Source organism: Pseudomonas sp. PAMC 29040 (assembly GCF_003994535.1).
Taxonomy (GTDB): Bacteria; Pseudomonadota; Gammaproteobacteria; order Pseudomonadales; family Pseudomonadaceae; genus Aquipseudomonas; species Aquipseudomonas paraversuta.
In genome coordinates, this window is the sequence record NZ_RZAA01000017.1 from 12,469 (window position 1) to 27,463 (window position 14,995).

The following is a 14,995-nucleotide window of genomic DNA, read 5'->3' on the forward strand; positions in this document are numbered from 1 at the left end:
TTTTAAATTGAAGTAACAGGTACGAGGTTGTGGCAAGCCCAGTTGTAAACGGGCACACCAAAACAATCCAAAAGCGGACTGCTATCGCGAATACATGTACGAGGCCCAGTTGTTGGACCGGCGCGGTTTCCAGCTATACCGATGTCAGCGACTCCAATCATTGGCTGTGCACCAGTTGGCACATTGCTCAACGTCACCTCGATGGTGTTAAAGCCGGTCAGTTGAACAGCCGTGATCGTGGCGCTGTCAGTGCTGTCTACCCAACGCAGCCCCCAAAAACCGGGGTCAGATACGTTCACGGTATCAATCGCCAGTGGCCCGTTAGGCACGTTAAATCGCAGAATAACTTTCGTGTCAGAACGCACGGCCTCTACGCAGGCCGTAGGCAACCAGCGCTCCCCTTTTATGAGAGCCCCCAACGCACCTGACAACGCGGTACCGTCACGACTGTATGAGTCTGCAGGCAGGTGGATACCGTCGGTGTTGCTTGGCAGCCAATATTGCGGGCCAGCCACAACGAAGCGGTCAGGGAAGTCCAGCGACACTTGGTACTGCTCATGCGGGATGTTGCTGAAAGCTCGCTTATAAACCGGTGCCGTCCAGTTACTCATCTGCGTGATGATCATTGGGAGAGGCCCCGTCTCTCCGGTGATCGCTTGAATGTCAGCCTTATAGTCAAGCTGCAGCTGCACAAGCAGCGCGTAATAAACCCCCTCTGCCATCCCCCCGTCGTGCTGCCCCTGGTTCCAGCTGATGCACGGTACCGAGTACGGCCACCCCTTCCTGTCACATTCAGCTTTCGCCTCGCGAATCGCGGTCAGGCTGTTTTCGTAGGGGATAGTCCCTTTGTTTAGGCTCTGAATCCCTTGCGCCCCTCGACCGTGGTTGCTGATAAGCAGCCCGGCGTTAGCTGGCAGGCAGCGGGACCGATTCACCTCGGCGGCAGCCTGCATGCAAGGCGGCTCTTTTGTCTTGGCAACCATTGGCTGAAATGGAACAACCATATCCGATGACAAAACGCCTTTCTCATCGCTTAACTGGATGCCGTCCTTGATCGTGAGCACTCGGTTTGCTGATGGCGGCTGTCGAGTTACTGGCGTTCCTGAGTTGATCCCACAGGCCAAGGATTGGCCGAGAAAAATAACGTGGATAATCGCCTTTACAAAGTCGGCAATAGTCCCAGCCTCAGGCATGGGAACAGTACGCCCCGTCGTCATGCCGTTTCGCTCGACGTAACTTACTTGTCCGGACTGGATATTGGCCGAGGTGTTATCACCGCTGGATGTAACCTGATATGGCACCCCATCGACCATAACGAAAACGTCACGCTGGCCCGTCCGTCCTTCATCCCACGCAAATCCAGTGCTCCCCGAAGGAGCCAGCCCTGACAGCGCGGATGGGTGGATTACAATCTCACCAGACCATTTGATGCCGAATAGCACCGTTTTTTGAGAGTCGCAGATGCACCAGGCATAATCGCTAAGAATAGTCATGCCCGGCATGCGGGTAGTAGTTAGCCCTTCCCCAGCCGATGGATGGATTACAACCTCGCCAGTCCACTTAATACCAAGTAGCACCGTTTTTTGAGAGTCGCAGATGCACCAGGCATAATCGCCAAGGAGTGATAGGCCCGGCATCCGATCCAGGATTGCGTCAACAATCCCATTGTTACGAATACCAAGGATCACATTCAGTAATTTATCTGTGGCTGCCCAACTGTGAGTTTCTGAAAGGTTTCGCATCACAGCAGCGAGTACTGCGTACTCAGTGGTCTGTGCGTGCTCTTTGAGATCCTTCTCTCTAACAACACCGAGGATATCCAAGGCCGGATCTAACTCAACGGTTGCCATTACTTAGAACCCCATTTCGTCGTCATGCTATGTCTCCGTAAAGCACTTAATTGGGCGTAATTTTATTGCCCGAAAAATCGATATAACGGATGGGGTTTGCAGGCTTTATGAACAAAAAACCCGCCTCAAAGGCGGGTTTCTTAGATGGCGGATCAGCGTCAGGAGATTTGACTTTCCCCGTCTAATTCTTCACTGGTGGTCAGCTCAAGCGGAAACGTACTGAGCAGCGACTGCACCAGCAGCAGGGCGGCGCGCATCCCCCTGGAGAATTCCGCGTTTATCGCTACCGGCTGGGTGCCAGTCCCGAACACCATTTCATTGTTAGGTGTGGCGTGATCCAGCAGCAATTGGACTTGAGCCATACGGTTTGCATGCCAGTCCGCCAAGAAGCGCACACCCTCGACCGACTCTGGCATATGCACCGCGCAGTTGATCAGCGCTTTAAACTCTTGGGTCGCCAGCTCGTAATCGTCTTTGGCGTCATCAGTGACGAACGGGTGATCTATCTTGCTGAATTGTTCGGCTAGCGCCTGCTGGCTTGCCATAACCTTGCCGATGATGCGCTCTCGCGCTTGCTCAGGCGTTTCGGGCGACTCGCCAGCGATCAAGCTGGATAGGTCGGGGGGATTGTTCTCGTGGTTCATTCTGGCGATTCCAATGGGTAAATCCGGGCTTTTTTGCGCCGGAGGTTATGCTCAATTATTTCTACTATCGTCTTGACGCAATTACGGCGGGCCAGCGTGTAATTACCCACGGTAGTCACCACTGTAATGGCGATGTTACTGCCCACTCTGACCCGAATAATTTCGGTAAGAAGCGCACGCTTGACCAGCACGCCGCGATTCAACCTCACCATATCCGGTAGCAGGGCCTCTATAGCCTTGAGAGTTAAGCCCTCCTGCAATAACCACTCACGCCCACCTGCAGTAACACCCACCAAATACTTGTTATCGGCCTTGAATGCCGCGAACTCCCTGGCGTTCATGTAATGAAATCGCGCGTCCCTGTACGCCTTCAAAATCATCGGATTAGGTCCTTATTGTTCAATTGTTGTGGAACAAGTGACGGGCGATAAAGAAATATCCATATACGTTCGGCCGTCGAAAAAATCCCGCAAATTTAAGTTGGAATGTCGAGCGATCCCATTTACGGCCCGCGTCAGTCTGCTCGACCCATAGCTGCATCAAGGCCTTTCAGCACGTCCGACAGGCCGGCAGAAACGGCGCCAGCATAGCGGTGGGCCATAGCTGACAACATATCGCCGCTGATAAAAGTGAATCGACCTACGTCAACCAGCGCTAACGCCAGCTCTTCGCGGGCCCTCTTGAGGTCGTACTCCAGGTAGTGCACCCACTCATGAGCACCCGCCAGCTTATCGATCTTGTTGCATTCATCGGCATCAGCACACAGCAGTTTGCGAACCTCATTTACCTTCCAGTAGCTGCTGTAATCACCTGATGCGCCGTTTGGAGAGCTTCCCAGCAGACGATCTATGCCATCCTCGGGGCAAAGGCCGGTCAGGAGCGATACAGCCTCTGCGCGGCCCTGTGCGCGGGCATGGCGAATCACTGCCCGGATAGATTTACTCTTTTTCATGTTTCAACCTTCCAGCTGACTGCTGCTGTTTCAAAAGGAGGCAGTCAGGCACCAGCGTATGAGCCTCCATAGCGCCAGACAGGTGCGCCAACAACGACTCGGCATCAGTGATAACCATGTGGCGTTCACTTTGGTTCTCGTCGTGGTTGTGCTCGTTGGCCACCAGGTACTGGAGTAGGAACGCCAGCGCACTAACCTGTGTCTCGGCTATACCGCGCAGTTCGGCGGGCGTTTTTCCCTCTTCCCGTTGTAGGGTGACAACCAGCCGGCCAATATCCGGGTGCTTGGCGCTGTCAAAGCGAAGCTCCAGGTAGTTGATCGCCGGGCTCTCATAGAACTGATCACCGAAGAGCTGTGCCAGCATGCCGCACGCGCCACCTTCGAAGCCTAGCGTCATGCCGCCATCGTCCGGAACCAACCCGGTCAGCATGGTGGAGTTAACGACCTTCTCCGCGAGTAGACCGCGCAGGCGCTCGTTCTCGGCCTTGAGCTGGTCTCGCTCGGCCTCAGCTTCGCGCACCAGGCGCAGACATTCCTCTTCGTACTTTTCGAGCAAAGCTACGCGTGATGTTAGACGCTCATTCTCAGTCTTGAGCGCTGCATTCTGCGCACCATAGGCCACGTATTCGCTGCGTAACTGTGCCAGCCATGCGCTACTGACTTGCTCAGTGGCCGGGCATCCATCATGCGGGGAGCACATCCCCGGCGTAGGGCAGGCCTTCATTGTCTTGCGGCAGATCATGGCGTCACCTCCGACTTCTTGATCACCTTCCCTTCCGCTTCAAGCTGGCGCATGGTCGAGCGCAGGGTCTTGAGGTCCCAGTGGAACCGCAGGTATTTCCCGAGAAGGTTGATTTTGGCGTTAAGAACCAGAGCGATAGCGATCAACATCAACAGCAACGCCAGAGCGCCGCCGACGAGCATCACGCCATAGCCCAGCGACAGAGCGATTGAATCAATGGTCATATCAGTCCCCGCTTTTCCATCAGCCGATTGAACTCTTCAACCCTGGCTAGAAAATCAGCGTGCTCCTTTTGAGCGCCAGCGCCATCCTTGGCTATCAGTTCGTAAATGTCGGGGCTGACATAGATGGTTCTGGCGGGCAGCAGGGTGGCGCAGACAATTTGGATTCCTTGCAGGCCGAGATTCAGTTTCACTCCCACTGATTCGGTCATGGGTTCACCTTCCACGGCAAGAAAGCCGCCTTAACCATCACCGCGATTTCTACGTCGACGGCCATATCCAGATCATCACCGTTCAGCACCACATTGCGCGGTGTCTGGCCAGCGAACACACCACCTTGCTGGATGGTGTCAAGGTCGCGCCCTCGCAACCACCGATAGCGCGCAGCATCATTTTGCTGCGCCTCAGTCTTCTTGATCGCCCTCACCATCCCCGCATGCTCCGCGCCAAGTTTCTTGCAGCTTCCGCGCAGACTCAGGTTATCTGCGTTAAGGCGTTCTACCTCAGCCAGCAGGTGCAGCGTATCGCCTGAGCTGGCGCCAATCCCGCGCGCGGCGTCCTGTTTGATTCGCTGTAGGTGGTCGGCACCTATCGGCCCGGGGATTGGTGGCAGTTTGCGCATAACATTTATTCCGATTATGTGGGGTGGCGTCACCATATCACCGGATAAAACATTATCAAAACATTGTTATTACGTTATTCCTGCCAGTGCCTCGCGAGCAGCATCTAGGGCCGCCTGACGCTTGTCAGTACTGAGGCTGACGGATTCGCCTTGCGCCGGCACGTATTCAGCAGACTCCAGGTAAGCCATGGCGATGGTGTCTAAAAGGTCCGGGGATGGTAATCCATCGGCTGCCATGTCCTGTTTGCGGGCGATGTGATAGCGCCCCAACTCGTCGAGGAAATAGGGAATCCGGCTGCCTTGGTCGATCAGATCCTTTTTGTAGTCCCGTGACAGGCGTACCACACCGTCCTTGATTGCCTCTACCGCGTGTACGGTGCATTGGGCCCGCTGGTTGAGGAATCGCTTACGGTATTCGTTACTGAATGGCAGCTCGCCCCAGCGGACGCCCTTGGCATGAATCCCGCCGCCAGAAAGCTCTATCAGGCGTTTGAGGAACTGGTTACCCATGCCGTTGGTGTCGACAATGATGGATACGTTCGAAAACTGGGCGGCGTACTCCAGCACCTTGACCGCCACCGGTGTCCAGTCCTCGGTATTGGTGTAGACCGGCACGGCTACCACCTCGATACGGCGCCGGTCGGGCGCCATCCGATCCCCGTTACCAATTACCTTCATGTGCGTGGCCACCGTCTTGTCTCGCCCTACGCCCGCCGCCACGTCGACCACGATCATGTGGCCGTAGGCTTCGCCCGGCAGGATGACGTTCGGGCCTTCAATGACGCGCTCAAGCTGTGCCTGGCTCAGCAGGTACTTGCTGGAGTTGGTCGGGAACATGCCCCGAACCTTGATCTGGTATTCCATTTCATCGCGCCCACCGTACTGGATGAGCTTTTCCTTGATGAACTCGATACCCACCAGCGTGCTTTCTTCGGAGTTGAACGTGAGGCTGGTCCAGGCACCGCCCTGGCGCTTGCTCTTGCTGTGATGCGAGTCACGGAAGAACCCACTGCTACGGGTGGGCTGTGACGCCATGATGAAACGGTTACGCGGATCTGTAAGGGCGCCACCGATCACACCAAAGTTTTCATCCGGTATGCCTGAGGCTTCGTCCGCCATCCATAGGAGGTAATCGCCGTGGGTACCTGCAAGGTTCTCAGGGGAGCCGCGTGGCGCTGTACGGGTGGTGACGTACCAGATGGCGGACTTGGTGTTGATGTAGACCTTCTCGGCCTGAATGGTGATGTACTGCGCGATCCAGGCATGCGGACCTTTCTCGATCTGCGCCTTGAGCGTGGTGATTTCCTTCCACACGCCCTCCCGCACCGTTTTGAGCTTTGGCGCGGTGATATAGGTGTTTGAGTTGCGATAGCAGAGAAGGTGCCAAAGCGCTATGACGCCAAAGCTCCTAGTCTTGCCAGTGTTGTGCAAGACGGTGAAGTCATGCCCAAGCAGCCGGTGATCGCCGTCCAGGGTGAAGCCGTAGTAGTCGCCCTCCCCCAGTGCCTCACATGAAGCAATTGAAAACTGCAGGGCTCCAGGTTGCAGATCGATCTTGGCCAGCCACCGGCCAGACTCCAGGCGGACTACGCTCGCATGACAACCAACGGAACGCGCGAGCCAACCGACTTGGCGTGTGACAGCCTCGCTCCTACTAATGAATTGGGCGCCAGCATGCCCCACTAAACCATCCAGCAGGTCTTGACGTTGCGCTTGAGCGCTGTACAGGTAGTCGGCGGGGATCAGTTCCCCGGATAGCGCCAGCCGCTGGCCCATAACGAACGGAGACACTGACAGGTTGCGCACTGGGCGACGGAATGACTTGGCAGCGCTTCTATAGGTCGCATAGCGGGCCTGCTTCTCTGCCCCCCATGTAAGCCACTGCTCTACAGTAGTTTCAACCTCCGCCCCCACTCCCACGTCGCCATCGGGCGCTATGGCCACCAAGCAGAGAATGTGCGCCTCGTTAAATGTGTGGCTGCCCCCGTCCGAGTAAGTGAACCGGTACATTGGCTGGCGCCCGCGCTTAAGCTCCAGGACCGTGGTGGAGTGCGCGCCATCTGCCCCCATAAGGCGGTGGCCTGACTTTACGTCCTCTACGGCAATCGGCTCACCGCTGGCGAGCATGAGTTGGGTGCCCAGCGCAAAGCAGCCGTGGCCAGACGCCACAGACACCCGGCAGCCATAGGGCGATGCCTCGTCAAACAACTCCTTCTGCTGGTGCGTTACGGGCTTGCCAACGATCCCCATACCGCATACTTCGACGGCAAACTTGTACTGCTCAAAGGCATAACGGGCGACGAACGCGGGCCAGCGCGGATCGGCATCGAGCACCAATTGTCTTTCTTTCTTCGCCTTGGCCATGCAATCCCTTAAACGCAAAAAGGGCCGATAAACGGCCCTTACACCCTACTGCTTGATTTGCTGGCGCTTACCGCGTGCTTTGCGCCTTGCTGCGCTCAATCTCAGCCAGGATCAGCGCGACGGCCTTGGTCAGCGCCTCAGCCGGTTGGCAGGATTTGATCTTCGACTTGAATGGCCAGAAGCTGGTGTAGCGCATCGGGTACACGCCAGCCGCTTGCATCGCATAGCACGCCGCCGCCTTCGGAAGTTCGCCGCTACGGTACTGCTCGACATCGCTCTCTATCGAGTAGCCCTCTTCTTGGCGCTGGCGCTGTAGCTCACGGATAACCTGCTGCACCTCAGGGCCAACCCCCGGCACGTTGGCGTACATCGGCATAGATGGCTGCCAGCCTTGTGCCCGACGCTTGGCCCAGTCAGGCGACTCGGGGCCAGTAGGGCGCGTCATGGAAATACCCACCGCCTTTCCACCGCGAATGTTCAACCATGCCAATGGGGGCGTAGCGCTGGCGCCCAACGGAAAGGCAACGCTCTTCCATACCGCATAGGCTGCTTGCGTGTGAGGGTTGGTGTAATCCTCGCCAGCCTGCTCCAGGTCAGTGATGCCGGCCTGTGTCGCCGCATATTCAAAATCAGTTCGTTGCAGAAAAAGCGCCATGCCTCCACCCTTCAATAAATTGCCATTGATCATTGGTCAGATGCGCACGGGGGGCTTGCTCAACATCCCCACGCGCATTGCGCAACCACAGCAGCGCGCCAATCTCCAGCTCTACCATCAGCCGCTCTCCACTCCTGCGACTCACCACTTCCACAACCACGGCCTCACTCAACAAAGATCGGCACGAACTTCAATCGCCCCTCAATCTGCGTCAGATCAGCAGGCGTATAGCCACGAGCAAGACGCCCCTCTACAAGAGGCACCAGCAATGTTCGGTAAATCTTCGTGCCATTGGCCACGTAGTCGCGTAGACCGCGTAGCAGAAACGCCTCGGAGCCCTGATAGGGGAACCCCGGCCAGAAACCATTGGCGCCCTTCGCAGTGCTATGAAGGTCAATGGTTGGCGTTTGTGGGTTGTGGTCGCAAAAATGGACACGGCCGTCGAGAGTGATGCGCAGCCGGCACACATCACCCGCTTCATTCGCCCAGGTACGGCTCCCAACTTTGGAAATCTCAACCAGCACCGTGTTGGCGTGTTTGAGGCGCATTAAGCGCGAGCGCCGCATTAGTTCGGTGCGGTTTAACAGTGCTTCCTGTGACTGGCTCATATGGGGCTCACAGCATTTTCAATTGAAGTTGGGCGCGGACGCATTCGTGGTGCCCGTGAGGCAAGGCACTGGTGCCCCGCTCACAGTTCCGACGCTTGCAGTCCTGGCAATGGGTGTACGGACCGCGTGCGTCTTTGCGCCAAACGATCCTATCCCCGGCGCAGTAACGGCAAAGCATAGGTTTGTACTCTCCCAGTTAATCCCCGTACTTTTCGGCGCGAGCCGCCATCATCAAATCCGCGTATTCCCAACGAGCGTTAACATGGGCTTGAAGGTCGGTGCGTGAGGCAAATCCAGGGATAGCTAAAGGCGCATGCAGAGCGAAGTCGTCGCGCAGGTCGCGCAAGTACTGGGCATCTTCCTTCTCTTTGTCCGTAAGAAGGCAGGACCGGTGCTTAGTGGCGCTAACCTGACCCATGACGGTTGGCTTGCCCAACAGAGGCACACAGTCATCGGCGGCGTAAATGCTGAGGCCCGCGGAGCTGGGTACAGCCTCCAGAGCTGGCGCAGGCACCGACAAGAAATTATCCAGGTACATCCGCAGTACACCCGGTGTATTCGGTACGCCACCGCGCCCACGCTCTACCGGGGTCCAGCGCTTAGCACCAGGTAGACGGGCGTGAAAGAACTGATCACCGCTGCCATCGCGCACGGTCAGCCCGCACGCCTCAAGAAACTTCCGGAAAGCATGAATCTGTTCGATACTCAACTGGGCACTATCGCTAACAATCGCTGCTTTACGCTCTACTTTCTGCATTGGTTCTACTCCTGTTACTTAGCCGAGAATGGCGTTAAGTTTTCTGGCCTACCTTGGCGTGATGTCGCCCGCCGCGTAGCCTTCAAGGCCAGCGGACGAACCCAAATTTGCCCAGTCTTGAACTGGTAAAGCTCCCACAGGCCGAGCTTCATCGTCACAGTGCCTTTTTCGTATGTCTGCCATGCTGCACGGCTGACATGGATCAGGTTGGCGCTTGCGCTCTGGCTCAGACCGGTAGCAGTGCGGCACTTCTTAACCTGGTCCGCCGTTGGCCCTACCGCTTTCAATTCACAATCCCTATCTTGGCCAGCTCTTCCACGCGGCCAACCATCGCCTCGCGATTTCGCTGAGTGTTCGCCTCGGCCTTCGCCAGAATCTCTTCAAGGGCTTCTTCACTGATACCGGCATTCACTACTACAGCTGGCTCTACGTTCAGGTTGAACATCTTGGCCAGGGTGTCGCGGTAGCCTTTTTGGCTGGCTACTTTCATTTCTGTCCCGTCCTTCCCTTCCTTCACGCCCTCATAGAGCGCCAAGGCGGCAGGTGACAGATCGCTCGTGTCTTTGAATAGCGCACGGCCCTCCCCCTCGCCATCGCACTCAGGGCAATCGGGATGTGGTGGCTTCTTGCCGTCGTAGCCAAGCCCTCCCAACTCGTCGAAGTCGCCAATGGTCTTTTTATCGGCCTCGGCGGCGGCTTTGTCCGCCTCGTACTGATCGCGGCGTCGCTGCATTTCACTAGGACGTAGATGGAACTTATGACCAATGCCATAGCAGTAGCGACAGCACCGGCGCACGTACTCCACCAGCTCGCGAGGATCTGCAAAGGAGGCAGCGTGATAGGTCCCGATAAGCTGGTTTTGGATGTCGGCCGTGCGTGAAAAAAGCTCGACTTGGCGGGCCTGCATATATGGGTGATGTTTAACCTTACTTAGCAGTCGACTGGCGCCTGCCGAGGCGGCGTTATCGTTCTTGCATGCAAACCCTGCATCGCGATAGGACTGCCGAGCGTTATAGGTCACCAACCACAGGTCTACAAACTTCGCCTGACGAGCGTCTAACCCTTGGAAAGCCGCCATTTCAATGGCCTTACGCTCTTTCAGGGTCAGCTTTACCGGGTTTTCTATACTGGTTGTCCCGCACCCCCCATGCCGGTTTGGCGCCTTTGGCACAGCAGGTTTAACGGCGGGCTTAACCGGCTTGTGTCCAGACTTTTTAGCAGCCTTCTTGACTGGTAAAGGCTTGTTAACCTTAACCGCGCGCGGTTTTGCAGGTTTACGAACGCGCTTAGCAGCAATGGCCGGGGATAGTTGATCCCCAGACATTTCTGGATTTTCAGTCTTTGACTTGCGCGGCATCCATCCAACCTCGTGCGTAATAACTTCGCTATCGACCACGGTAAAATGGCCAACTTCTTGTGCTTTACGTTAAAAAAATAGCCCGCATCGGCGGGCTACTTTTTTGGGCGTTGGTCCTGGTAGACCCCCACCACTATCAGCCAATGGAACGCTGCTGACCGGCGCCGCAAAGGCGGTAATGCCCTTCTCCTGTCGGTTATCCATGCTGGGGTGTTCCGGCGCACTGTCTAAGAGCACCATTGCCCGATGCAAACCACACATCCGACCACCACAACGAGCGACCGCATAACGCTTTGAATGCGCCTCTTAAGAAGGCCAGGCTATTCGCGCAGAGCGCAAATCCGAAATGCAGCAGGTAACACGCTTAGGCGCATGGTCAACCCGCATTACTGGTGCCTTTTTCCGGCTGGAATACCACCGGCCATGCTTACCGCCTTTCGGCCTACTGCATACCTGAGCGCTCTAATCCAAAGCGCTCAGGCTATGCGTAACCCTGAAAACACCCGCAAGCCTGATCGAGTTCAGACTTGCGGGGCACCACTGCCAGCGTTAACAAGCAGGTCAAGCCAGAAGACGCCACGTTTGGCTATACACGTCTCCCTCTCCTGCACCACCAACATCTAAAACAAAAGCTGCTGCACCTGCTTCGCAATCTGTTCCGGGGCTGGACCAAAAGGTTCGTAATCGACCATTGCTTGCTCCCGCGCTCTCCGGCGAATCTGTTCGGACATGCTCACATGCAGCTCACCCACTAAACGAACGAGCTTTGCACCTCCGCGAATGTCTTCGAAGTGCGGCGCATGGGCTTTGAAAATATCCAAAGCGCTCACCAGATCAGTGGCCACTTCTGCAACCTTTGACAGCAGCACGCGATCCAGGCTTAGGGCCTCGATCATGATCCCGTTGCGGTGGGTCAGAGCGTCAACAAAGCGAGCAAACTCGCCCGTTAGGGATGTGCTGATAACCCCGCGCAACACCGCCTGATTGCCGTCTTCTGGCACCGCAGTAATGTCGTCGTGCATATCCAGCAAGTAATCAGTTGTTACGCCGTACAGCTGCGCAAGCATGCGTAGGTTCGTAGCACTAGGCTGGCGGTGGCCATTTTCGTACAGGCTGATCATGGTCATACCCGACTGAGCCAGCGCCAACCCCGCCTGACTTTCGCTCAACCCTGCCAACCGGCGAGCCCTGCGAAGTTTCATCCCCGTAATAGCTGCCAATCGGGCTTCTTCGGCGCGCCTGATTGCATCCTGACTAGCGCCAACCCCCAAATCTTCCGATTCACAGAACAGAGCTGGCGCAGAGGCAGAGGAATTACCCAGCGTCGGGGCGGCCTGATTTTTAGGCGACTCCGCGCTTTTTTTATCCCCATCCATCTACAACGCCCTCGTGATCATGTCTCAATGGGGCGATTAGAAAGTATCCCTATACATTTGGCAAGCGCGAAAGGCGCAAGAAGTTGGCTATAGCCGTGACACTAATGACAACTTGCTACACTTCCATCTGACTGCTCGTTAAACAATTCAATGACGCGAGCCTTAAGCCCTGCGGCCCTTTGAGGGCACTGCAAAGCCTCTAAACAAAGCAAGTCGCGGCGCTTTCGCAGGTCGGAAATTGTCATTAAAAATTGTGCGTCGTACTCAATTCGCAATAGCTGGCCAGCACTGCAATGACGCTTGCCTGGGGCGTAACACGATACACAAAACAACAAATGGCTAATGTATAGTTCGTGGGCGGTTAATACGGCATCAGTAAGTGGCTCGCTCAAAATTCCTCAAGGCTCCAGCCGCCACCATCCGATTTAGACGCCTTCTTGATAGCAACGAACTTGAACACTGGGTACATGCCCGCCGCCACCTTGATTTTTACCCGGGCGTCATCGGTCCAGAATCCTTTCACCTCGTGGGCTTCCAGCTCCCGACTGGCAGGCATTACAAAGAAATCGACCGTGTAAAACGTCTTGTCGGCCAGCCTGAGCTTGATCCCTTCGAACTTGTACCAAAGCACTTGGCCGGCGTGTTTCTGCTGCTCCAGGTACGCCGCATAAGCCTCTTCGGTCTTGTTCATCACGCCAGCCGGAAGGCGCCCAAGCGCCTGCATACGCTGCGTTGATGTCTTCGCCGGCTCCGTGGCCACAACCGGCGCCAGCGCCGCAACAGACTTGCTTGGCGCCCTCGTCGCGGGTTTCTTGGGCGCCGGCGCAGGTTTGGTAAGCGGCGCACCGCTCAGAGCCCGGACCGTCATGCGGGCCGGGAGGCTTTTCAAATGTTCTTCGCTGATCCATCGTTTCGTCATGCCTGCATTTTCCCAACCAAAAAGGGCGCCAGCATGGGCGCCCTTTGCATGAATCGATCCGTTAGAGGTTTGCTTTATGGCATGACCAAGCAGGCCGGGACTTTGACGATATCGCCAAGCTTCGCTTCGACGAGGGCACGGCAGAGTGCTATGAGGGGCGTAGCTCCTGAAATCTCGTAAGAATCGAATTCATCGTCGCCATCTGGATCGGTAAAGAACACTCCCGTCCATTGGTCGTCATGCCCGTGAATCGGCGGATCAATCCTAAGCTTGTACTTGTCGATCAGCGGCCCGCCTTCGTGCCACTCCGTAGACGGGCAATAGCCAAAGCCACGGCGCTCCAGGTTGTACGGGTTATTGCTCATGCCGGGGGTAACAGCGGCTGGATAACCCCCCACTACCCACTCCAAGCGACCGCCTTCGATGGGCGCACCACCTTCAACAACGCCCACAGCCCAGTCCAGCGCAGCGCCCTTCAAGTCCTTGGTGGCAACGTCCACCAGTACTGGCCCGAGATTCATGGCTTCACCGTCCCGCCAGCGGCTTCAATGGCGGATTTAACGCTATCGTAGCTGTACAAATCGATTGCCGGATGGTTGCCGCTCTCGGTGTACCCACTCATGGGCGGCGTCGGCAGCATAACCACCAACTGGCGTGTCTCTACTACGACTGTCTTGCTGGGCAAGGTTGTGCTAACGGCAGTTATCGGCTTCTTCATAAAGTCCCTGATCATGTCAGAACTGATGTCTTTCATTGAGTCTCTTCTCATTGCACCACCCCTACTTCCAGGGTTTTGCGGTAAGCCTCACCAGCAGCCACGTCCTCAGTCGTCACGACGTAGGACTCAGTGCTGTCGCCGGCTACGGTGTAGAAATTCACGTCAAAAGTGCGGTCAGCCCAAGACTTAAGCGGCTTCAACAGGCGTTCAAGCTCAACCTCTTGCTCTTTCGTTTCGTTCGGGAAGCCGTCAGCAAACTCGCTATTGTCGTCGTCGGCTGCGTTCCCCATGTGCTCAATCACTTCGCTGGCATCAGGCAGGAAGCTGCTGGCGCTACGACGGGATACCACAGCACGCTGGATCACGGTCCCCATAGGCAATTCGCGGTCGCTCACGAATGCAGCCAGCCCGTCGTCACTCCAAAGATCATCTTTAGGGCCCATGGCGTAGCAATACTCAGGAGCCTGAGCAGCCTCCTTTGCTGCCTTCTGAGCCATGATGGCGCCAGCGGCGTGTTGCACGTAGACGAGCTTGCGCCAGACATGATCGGATGGCTTGGAGATTGTCGATTCCCACAGGTCACTGGTGCGCAGCAGTTCTTCGCTTTCAGCCAGCAGGTCAAAGGCCGGCACGATGTCGCGGCCGCTGCGGTCATCGAAACCCCCTACACTCGCCAATAACTCGACCCACTGACTAAACGGCAAGTCCGGACCTAATTCCTCCTCGTCCTTCGCTTCCAGCCAACCAATAAGCGACTGAACAGACAGCCCCTCTGGATAGACAACCTCTTCATCATCCAGAACCTCGTAAATGCAATCCCGCAAGGTATCCAGGATAGCGTCCAGGTCTATCCACTCTTCTTTGCAGGACGCCGCCAGCTTCCCGTGCAGATTGTGAAGCCCGGTATTGGCGAGGTAATGAATGCCATAGCTTGCGTCGATATCGAACGTCAGGTGCCCGATATCGCCAAACACAGCAGTACCGTAGCGAGTCACACAGATATCGAACGCAAGATTGTGGCTTCCAGGCTTCTGGCAGCGCCAAAGCTCTACGCCGTTTGCATTGGTCAATTCGGTGTAAACGTGGTCTTTCAGCCATTCGGCAACATTGGTTTCCAGCTTGGTGCGTTGTTCGTCATTCATGGTCGGTGTCCAGGTGGTGAAGTTAAAAGTTATGCAGTCCAGCGGGTTCTGTATTGAACAATGTCCCG

Annotated in this window: 19 protein-coding genes; all 19 read right to left on the reverse strand. The window is 56.3% G+C overall.

What is annotated here, in order from left to right:
* Positions 1 to 2 precede the first annotated feature (2 nt).
* Positions 3 to 1,850, reverse strand: a complete 1,848-nt coding sequence (locus WG29040_RS23170; protein WP_127196962.1) for a hypothetical protein — start codon at positions 1,848 to 1,850, stop codon at positions 3 to 5.
* 158 nt (positions 1,851 to 2,008) lie between these two features.
* A complete protein-coding gene (locus WG29040_RS23175) occupies positions 2,009 to 2,494 on the reverse strand; it encodes a hypothetical protein (protein WP_127196963.1) in 486 nt (161 codons plus the stop codon).
* Positions 2,491 to 2,874, reverse strand: coding sequence for a hypothetical protein (locus WG29040_RS23180; RefSeq protein ID WP_127196964.1), 384 nt, complete (start codon positions 2,872 to 2,874; stop codon positions 2,491 to 2,493). The genes WG29040_RS23175 and WG29040_RS23180 overlap by 4 nt, the downstream gene beginning before the upstream one ends.
* 134 nt (positions 2,875 to 3,008) lie before the next feature.
* Entirely contained in the window at positions 3,009 to 3,446 is a 438-nt protein-coding gene (locus WG29040_RS23185) for a hypothetical protein (protein ID WP_127196965.1), read from the reverse strand.
* Entirely contained in the window at positions 3,433 to 4,188 is a 756-nt protein-coding gene (locus tag WG29040_RS23190) for a hypothetical protein (protein ID WP_127196966.1), read from the reverse strand. The genes WG29040_RS23185 and WG29040_RS23190 overlap by 14 nt, the downstream gene beginning before the upstream one ends.
* On the reverse strand, positions 4,185 to 4,412 hold the full coding sequence (locus WG29040_RS23195; RefSeq protein ID WP_127196967.1) for a hypothetical protein: 228 nt from the start codon (positions 4,410 to 4,412) through the stop codon (positions 4,185 to 4,187). The genes WG29040_RS23190 and WG29040_RS23195 overlap by 4 nt, the downstream gene beginning before the upstream one ends.
* Positions 4,409 to 4,621 carry a hypothetical protein gene (locus WG29040_RS23200; RefSeq protein ID WP_127196968.1) on the reverse strand — a complete coding sequence of 71 codons (213 nt, stop codon included), beginning with the start codon at positions 4,619 to 4,621 and terminating at the stop codon, positions 4,409 to 4,411. Before WG29040_RS23200 ends, WG29040_RS23195 begins: the two co-directional genes overlap by 4 nt.
* Positions 4,618 to 5,031 carry a hypothetical protein gene (locus tag WG29040_RS23205; protein WP_127196969.1) on the reverse strand — a complete coding sequence of 138 codons (414 nt, stop codon included), beginning with the start codon at positions 5,029 to 5,031 and terminating at the stop codon, positions 4,618 to 4,620. The genes WG29040_RS23200 and WG29040_RS23205 overlap by 4 nt, the downstream gene beginning before the upstream one ends.
* A gap of 69 nt (positions 5,032 to 5,100) precedes the next feature.
* Positions 5,101 to 7,413, reverse strand: coding sequence for a Hint domain-containing homing endonuclease (locus WG29040_RS23210; RefSeq protein WP_127196970.1), 2,313 nt, complete (start codon positions 7,411 to 7,413; stop codon positions 5,101 to 5,103).
* A gap of 49 nt (positions 7,414 to 7,462) precedes the next feature.
* Positions 7,463 to 8,050 carry a hypothetical protein gene (locus WG29040_RS23215; RefSeq protein ID WP_127196971.1) on the reverse strand — a complete coding sequence of 196 codons (588 nt, stop codon included), beginning with the start codon at positions 8,048 to 8,050 and terminating at the stop codon, positions 7,463 to 7,465.
* Complete coding sequence (locus WG29040_RS24400) at positions 8,025 to 8,168, reverse strand: hypothetical protein (protein WP_165878385.1); 144 nt, start codon at positions 8,166 to 8,168, stop codon at positions 8,025 to 8,027. The genes WG29040_RS23215 and WG29040_RS24400 overlap by 26 nt, the downstream gene beginning before the upstream one ends.
* Positions 8,169 to 8,214: 46 nt before the next feature.
* Positions 8,215 to 8,658, reverse strand: a complete 444-nt coding sequence (locus tag WG29040_RS23220; protein WP_127196972.1) for a hypothetical protein — start codon at positions 8,656 to 8,658, stop codon at positions 8,215 to 8,217.
* A 196-nt stretch (positions 8,659 to 8,854) separates the two neighbouring features.
* The gene (locus tag WG29040_RS23225) at positions 8,855 to 9,415 is read right to left on the reverse strand and encodes a hypothetical protein (RefSeq protein ID WP_127196973.1); all 561 of its coding nucleotides are present in this window, start codon (positions 9,413 to 9,415) and stop codon (positions 8,855 to 8,857) included.
* Between the two features lie 283 nt (positions 9,416 to 9,698).
* Entirely contained in the window at positions 9,699 to 10,811 is a 1,113-nt protein-coding gene (locus WG29040_RS23230; protein ID WP_127196974.1) for a terminase small subunit, read from the reverse strand.
* Positions 10,812 to 11,392: 581 nt separating this feature from the next.
* Entirely contained in the window at positions 11,393 to 12,148 is a 756-nt protein-coding gene (locus WG29040_RS23235) for a helix-turn-helix domain-containing protein (protein WP_127196975.1), read from the reverse strand.
* Positions 12,149 to 12,536: 388 nt separating this feature from the next.
* Positions 12,537 to 13,067 carry a hypothetical protein gene (locus WG29040_RS24620; RefSeq protein WP_256681568.1) on the reverse strand — a complete coding sequence of 177 codons (531 nt, stop codon included), beginning with the start codon at positions 13,065 to 13,067 and terminating at the stop codon, positions 12,537 to 12,539.
* Between the two features lie 74 nt (positions 13,068 to 13,141).
* Positions 13,142 to 13,588: a phage protein NinX family protein gene (locus WG29040_RS23245; protein WP_127196976.1), complete on the reverse strand. Its 447-nt coding sequence runs from the start codon at positions 13,586 to 13,588 to the stop codon at positions 13,142 to 13,144.
* Positions 13,585 to 13,821, reverse strand: a complete 237-nt coding sequence (locus WG29040_RS23250) for a hypothetical protein (protein WP_127196977.1) — start codon at positions 13,819 to 13,821, stop codon at positions 13,585 to 13,587. Before WG29040_RS23250 ends, WG29040_RS23245 begins: the two co-directional genes overlap by 4 nt.
* A gap of 11 nt (positions 13,822 to 13,832) precedes the next feature.
* Positions 13,833 to 14,927 (reverse strand): hypothetical protein, encoded by a 1,095-nt coding sequence (locus tag WG29040_RS23255; protein ID WP_127196978.1) that lies wholly within the window; start codon positions 14,925 to 14,927, stop codon positions 13,833 to 13,835.
* Positions 14,928 to 14,995 lie beyond the last annotated feature (68 nt).

Bases quoted from the DNA above. Each gene is read 5' to 3' on its own strand.
- WG29040_RS23215 (WP_127196971.1), bottom strand. From the start codon at position 8,050: ATGGCGCTTTTTCTGCAACGAACTGATTTTGAATATGCGGCGACACAG.
- WG29040_RS23200 (WP_127196968.1), bottom strand. From the start codon at position 4,621: ATGACCGAATCAGTGGGAGTGAAACTGAATCTCGGCCTGCAAGGAATC.
- WG29040_RS23190 (WP_127196966.1), bottom strand. From the start codon at position 4,188: ATGATCTGCCGCAAGACAATGAAGGCCTGCCCTACGCCGGGGATGTGC.
- WG29040_RS24620 (WP_256681568.1), bottom strand. From the start codon at position 13,067: ATGACGAAACGATGGATCAGCGAAGAACATTTGAAAAGCCTCCCGGCC.
- WG29040_RS23170 (WP_127196962.1), bottom strand. From the start codon at position 1,850: ATGGCAACCGTTGAGTTAGATCCGGCCTTGGATATCCTCGGTGTTGTT.
- WG29040_RS23185 (WP_127196965.1), bottom strand. From the start codon at position 3,446: ATGAAAAAGAGTAAATCTATCCGGGCAGTGATTCGCCATGCCCGCGCA.
- WG29040_RS23225 (WP_127196973.1), bottom strand. From the start codon at position 9,415: ATGCAGAAAGTAGAGCGTAAAGCAGCGATTGTTAGCGATAGTGCCCAG.
- WG29040_RS23195 (WP_127196967.1), bottom strand. From the start codon at position 4,412: ATGACCATTGATTCAATCGCTCTGTCGCTGGGCTATGGCGTGATGCTC.
- WG29040_RS23255 (WP_127196978.1), bottom strand. From the start codon at position 14,927: ATGAATGACGAACAACGCACCAAGCTGGAAACCAATGTTGCCGAATGG.
- WG29040_RS23175 (WP_127196963.1), bottom strand. From the start codon at position 2,494: ATGAACCACGAGAACAATCCCCCCGACCTATCCAGCTTGATCGCTGGC.
- WG29040_RS23235 (WP_127196975.1), bottom strand. From the start codon at position 12,148: ATGGATGGGGATAAAAAAAGCGCGGAGTCGCCTAAAAATCAGGCCGCC.
- WG29040_RS23245 (WP_127196976.1), bottom strand. From the start codon at position 13,588: ATGAATCTCGGGCCAGTACTGGTGGACGTTGCCACCAAGGACTTGAAG.
- WG29040_RS23205 (WP_127196969.1), bottom strand. From the start codon at position 5,031: ATGCGCAAACTGCCACCAATCCCCGGGCCGATAGGTGCCGACCACCTA.
- WG29040_RS23250 (WP_127196977.1), bottom strand. From the start codon at position 13,821: ATGAAAGACATCAGTTCTGACATGATCAGGGACTTTATGAAGAAGCCG.
- WG29040_RS23220 (WP_127196972.1), bottom strand. From the start codon at position 8,658: ATGAGCCAGTCACAGGAAGCACTGTTAAACCGCACCGAACTAATGCGG.
- WG29040_RS23180 (WP_127196964.1), bottom strand. From the start codon at position 2,874: ATGATTTTGAAGGCGTACAGGGACGCGCGATTTCATTACATGAACGCC.
- WG29040_RS24400 (WP_165878385.1), bottom strand. From the start codon at position 8,168: ATGGTAGAGCTGGAGATTGGCGCGCTGCTGTGGTTGCGCAATGCGCGT.